Raw genomic sequence first — 4,827 nt, 5'->3', positions numbered from 1 at the left:
GCCTCGGCCTCGGCCGCACGCTCTCCCTCACCCGCCCCCTTGCCCGACCCCGTCCTGGCGCCCGATCCGGACGGCTGAGCGGTCGCCAGGACGGGGTCGGCGCCCGGCCTCGCGACGACGGGGCGCCAACCGGTGGCCACGACGGGGTCGCCGCCGGGTCGTCGCCGTGACGAGACCCACCGCAGCACCCCGTGTGGAAGGTCTGGTGCGGCCAGTGCGACAGACCTTCCACGCCGACATCGGCGGAGCGCCGCGACGGGGTCGTCGCCCGGTCGTCGCCGTCGGCCAGGCCCCGGCACAGCACCGGTGTGGAACGTCTGGTGCGGCCAGCGCGACAGACCTTCCACACCGGCGTCGGCGGAGCACCGCTCCGTCCCGGGTCGTCGCGACCGGAGGGACGCGACCGCCCACAGTGCTTCCCGGGACGGAGCGGTGGATCGAGGGGCGACCGGCGCGGCCGCCCGGACGGGGCTCAGCGCAGGGCGAGCTCCGGGGGGACGGGCACGGGCGTGAACCCCGCCGCCTCGACGCGCGACGGGTCGTGTCGGAGGCACGCCACGGTCCGGCGCGGGTCGTCGCCGGGGACGTCGGGGGCGACGAGCTCGGGCTGGACGTGCGCGCACGCGTCGAACGCGAACCGGCAGCGGGCCCGGAACGGGCACCCGGACGGCAGCCGCGCCATGTCGGGCGGGGAGCCGGGGATGCCGCCGAGCTCGCGGCGCGGGCCGCGCAGCGGCGGGAAGGAGTGCAGCAGCCCGTCGGAGTACGGGTGCCGCGGGCGACGGTAGACGTCCTGCGCGGTGGCGTCCTCGACGATCTCGCCGGCGTACATGATGGCGATGCGGTCGGCGATCTCGATGAGCAGCGAGACGTCGTGCGTGATGAAGATGACGGAGAACCCGAGGCGGTCGCGGAGCTCGGCGATCTGCTCGACGATCTGCCGCTGCATGACCACGTCGAGGGCCGTCGTGGGCTCGTCCATGATGAGGACCTGCGGGTCCAGGGCGAGGGCCATGGCGATCATGACGCGCTGCCGCATGCCGCCGGAGAGCTGGTGCGGGTAGGCGCGCAGCCGGTCCGGGGAGATGCCGACCATGTCGAGCAGGTCGGCGGCGCGCTCCAGCGCCTCCTTCTGGGAGACGCCGGGGCGGTGCGCGCGGATCGCGTCGGCGATCTGCCGCCCGACCCGGAACACCGGGTTGAGGGAGTTCATCGCGCCCTGGAAGACGATCGCGAGGTCCTGCCAGCGGGACGCGCGCAGCTCGGCGTCGGACATCGACAGGATGTCGGCGGTCGAGCCGTCGCGGCCGTGGAACAGCACCTGCCCGCCGGTGATGAGCCCGGGCGGCGGGAGCAGCCGGGTCGCGGCGTACGCGAGGGTCGACTTGCCGCAGCCGGACTCGCCCGCGAGGCCGAGGACCTCGCCGCGGTTGAGCGTCAGCGACGCCTGCCGCAGGACGTGCACGGGGCTCTCGTCGTAGCCGTAGTCGACGGAGAGGTTGCGGATCTCCAGGACGGGGTCGGCGGCGGGGACGGCCCGCCCCGCGGGGGTGGGCGAGAGCAGGCTCACGACCGGTCCTCCTTGGCCTCGTGCACGACCGGCGTGAAGCCGATGCGCGGGCGGATCCCGCGGCGGCGCAGCTCGCGGGCGTGCAGCCCGGTGCTGCGCAGGCGCGGGTTGACGAACTCGTCGATGCCGAAGTTGATGAGGGTGAGGGCCATGCCCAGCAGGGCGATGCACAGGCCCGCGGGGACGAACCACCACCACGCGCCGCGCTGCAGCGCGAGGTTGCCCTGCGCCCAGAACAGGATGGTGCCCCAGTTCCACTCGGACACCGACGTGACGCCGATGAACGCGAGCGTGATCTGCGAGAGGACCGCGAACGTCACGGTGCCGACGAACCCGGCGGCGATGATCGCGGTGAGGTTCGGCATGATCTCGGCGAGGACGATCCGCCAGGTCCGCTCGCCGTTGGCGCGGGCGGCCTCGACGAAGTCGCGCTTGCGCAGCGACAGGGTCTGGGCGCGCAGGACGCGCGCGCCCCACGCCCAGCCGGTCACGGCGATGACGGCCGCGACGGTCAGCCCGCCCGCGGACGGGAGCTGCCCGGCGATGAGGATGATGAGCGGCAGCTGCGGGATGACCAGGAAGATGTTCGACAGCGCGGACAGCGTCTCGTCGCCCGCTCCCCCGACGAACCCGGCGGTGACGCCGATGAGGACGCCGATGACGGTCGCGAGGACCCCGGCGACGAGCCCGACGACGAGCACGCCGCGGGTCCCGACGAGCACCTGCGACAGGATGTCCTGCCCCACGTGCGTGGTGCCGAACCAGTGCGCGCCCGACGGCGGCTGCAGGATGTCGGCGCTCACGGCGCTCGGGTCGTAGGGCGCGATCCACGGCCCGATCACGGCCAGCACGCCGAAGAACGCGAGGATCCCGAGGCCGGTGAGCGCCTTGGCGTTGCGCAGGAACAGCAGCTTGCGCCTGCCGGTGACGGGGGCGGTCGCGTCGGTCGCGACGTCCTCGGTCTCGGTGAGGACGGATGTCTCGACGGCCATGTCAGCCCTCCTGCCGGGTGCGCGGGTCGAGCGCGGCGTAGACGAAGTCGGCGACGATGTTCGCGACCAGCACGGACAGGGTGATGACGAGGAAGCAGCCCTGCATGAGCGTGTAGTCGTGGTTGGTCGTCGCGTTGTAGAGCAGGAAGCCGATGCCCGGGTAGGAGAAGACCATCTCCATGATGAGCGTCCCGCCGACGATGAAGCCGAGGGACAGGGCGAACGACGAGATCTGCGGCAGGATCGCGTTCCGCGCGGCGTAGCCGAAGACGACGGCCCGCTCGGACAGGCCCTTGGCCTGCGCGACCGTCACGTAGTCCTCGGAGGAGACGGTCACCATCATGTTCCGCATCCCGAGGATCCAGCCGGCGATCGACGAGACGACGATCGTCAGCGCGGGCAGCGTCCCGTAGTAGAGGACGGACCCGACGAACTCGGGGGTGAACGCGGGGACCATCGACCGGTCGTAGGCGCCGGACGACGGGAACCAGCCGAGGTTCACGGAGAAGATCGCGATGACGACGAGCCCGAGCCAGAAGTACGGCACGGCGGAGAAGAACGTCGAGATCGGCAGCAGCGAGTCGGCCCACGTGCCGCGCCGCCACCCGATGCCCGTGCCGAGCAGGGTGCCGACGACGAACGCGATGACGGTCGCGACGCCGACGAGCCCGACGGTCCACGGCAGGGTCTGCTGGATCATCTCGGCGACGGGCGTCGGGTAGTAGGTGAACGAGACGCCGAGGTTGCCGTGCAGCAGCAGGTTCCAGTAGTCGAGGTACTGCTGCCAGACGGACCGGTTCTCGTCCAGCCCGAACAGGGTGCGGATGGCCGCCTCGGCGGACGAGTCCAGGCGCCCCTGCGACTTCGCCATGATCGCCTTGACCGGGTCGCCGGGCATGAGGCGCGGGATGACGAAGTTGATGGTCACCGCGGCCCAGGCGGTGACGACGTAGAAGATGCCGCGGCGGACGAAGAACCTCACCGGTCGCCCTCCTTGGTCTCGACGGCCGCCGTGCCCGGGGCGTCCGCGCCGACGTGCAGGAGGTCCACGTCGATCGACGGGCGCTCCCCGTACGCGTCGAGCACGTCACCGAGCCGTGGCCGGTCGGGACGGTCGGAGTAGCCCCAGCAGGCGGCCTCGCGGCCCTCGCCGACGGGCATCAGCGGCGGCACCTCGCTCCGGCAGACGTCGGTCGCGAACGGGCAGCGCGGGTTGAACCGGCAGCCGGACGGCGGCCGGACCAGGGACGGCGCCTCGCCGCGGGCGCCCCGGGCGCGCGCGTCGAGGTCGTCGGGGTCGGGCGCGGACCGCACGAGGAGCTGCGTGTACGGGTGCCGCGGGTCCTGCGTGACGGACTCGGAGTCGCCCGTCTCGACGATCCGTCCGGCGTACATGACCATCGTCCGGTCGGCGAAGTACCGGGCCGACGCGATGTCGTGCGTGATGTAGAGGATCGCGATCTGCAGGCGGTCGCGCAGGTCGCGCAGCAGGTTGAGGATGCCGAGGCGGATCGAGACGTCGAGCATCGAGATCGGCTCGTCGGCGAGCAGCACCTCGGGGTCCGCGGCCAGCGCGCGGGCGATCGCGACGCGCTGCCGCTGCCCGCCGGACAGCTCGTGCGGGAACTTGTCGACGTACCGCTCGGGCGGCGTGAGCTGCACGCGCTCCAGCAGGGTCGTCAGGGCCGTCTCGAGCTCCGCGCCCCGCAGCCGGCCCTGGTGGATCCGGACGCTGCGGGTCAGCGTGTAGCGGACGGTGTGCACGGGGTTCAGCGACCCGAAGGGGTCCTGGAAGATCATCTGGACGCGCCGCACGTACCGGCGGAACGCGGGCCTGCGGCGGGCCGTGGCGTCCTGGCCGTGCAGCAGGATCTGCCCGCCCGTCGCGGGCAGCAGCTGCGACAGCAGGCGCGCGATCGTCGACTTGCCCGAGCCGGACTCGCCGACGAGCGCGACGACGCGGCCGCGGTGCAGGGACAGGTTGACGTCGTCGACGGCGTGCACGAGGGCGCGACGCCGGAACGAGCCGGTGACGAAGTGCTTGCGCAGGTCGACGGCCTGCAGCACGGGCGTCTCGGCCGGGACCGCGGGGGGCGCGGCCGGTTCTGCGGGGAGGGTCATGAGCTCACCTGTGGGCTGGGTGGAGGGGTCGGCGAGGACGGGTGTCCCGGTGGTGCGGCGGGGGGTCGCCGCCGCACCACCGGGAGCGGGTCGGTCAGTCCTGCGTCGGCTCCAGGTTCATGACGATCCGGGCGGCCAGCGGAC

The 4,827-nt window shown here is 72.8% G+C and carries 4 protein-coding genes; all 4 read right to left on the bottom strand.

Annotation, left to right across the window (positions count from 1 at the left end; all coding sequences use genetic code 11):
* Positions 1-472: 472 nt before the first annotated feature.
* From CBZ_RS18365 to CBZ_RS18350, 4 genes are read right to left on the bottom strand one after another with little or no spacing between them, the layout of a single operon-like run.
* On the bottom strand, positions 473-1,570 hold the full coding sequence (locus CBZ_RS18365) for an ABC transporter ATP-binding protein (RefSeq protein WP_246013533.1): 1,098 nt from the start codon (positions 1,568-1,570) through the stop codon (positions 473-475).
* A complete protein-coding gene (locus CBZ_RS18360) occupies positions 1,567-2,562 on the bottom strand; it encodes an ABC transporter permease (RefSeq protein WP_130782910.1) in 996 nt (331 codons plus the stop codon). Before CBZ_RS18360 ends, CBZ_RS18365 begins: the two co-directional genes overlap by 4 nt.
* Position 2,563: 1 nt before the next feature.
* The gene (locus CBZ_RS18355) at positions 2,564-3,544 is read right to left on the bottom strand and encodes an ABC transporter permease (RefSeq protein WP_130782909.1); all 981 of its coding nucleotides are present in this window, start codon (positions 3,542-3,544) and stop codon (positions 2,564-2,566) included.
* Positions 3,541-4,683: an ABC transporter ATP-binding protein gene (locus CBZ_RS18350; RefSeq protein ID WP_130782908.1), complete on the bottom strand. Its 1,143-nt coding sequence runs from the start codon at positions 4,681-4,683 to the stop codon at positions 3,541-3,543. The genes CBZ_RS18355 and CBZ_RS18350 overlap by 4 nt, the downstream gene beginning before the upstream one ends.
* Positions 4,684-4,827: the final 144 nt, after the last annotated feature.

The organism is Cellulomonas biazotea, assembly GCF_004306155.1.
In the GTDB taxonomy this organism is placed as follows: domain Bacteria; phylum Actinomycetota; class Actinomycetes; order Actinomycetales; family Cellulomonadaceae; genus Cellulomonas; species Cellulomonas biazotea.
The sequence above is the reverse complement of the archived record's forward strand: the minus strand, read 5'-3'. Positions and strand labels throughout refer to the sequence as shown.

Excerpts from the sequence above, each read along its gene's own strand:
- CBZ_RS18350 (WP_130782908.1), bottom strand. The coding sequence starts at position 4,683 with ATGACCCTCCCCGCAGAACCGGCCGCGCCCCCCGCGGTCCCGGCCGAG.
- CBZ_RS18360 (WP_130782910.1), bottom strand. The coding sequence starts at position 2,562 with ATGGCCGTCGAGACATCCGTCCTCACCGAGACCGAGGACGTCGCGACC.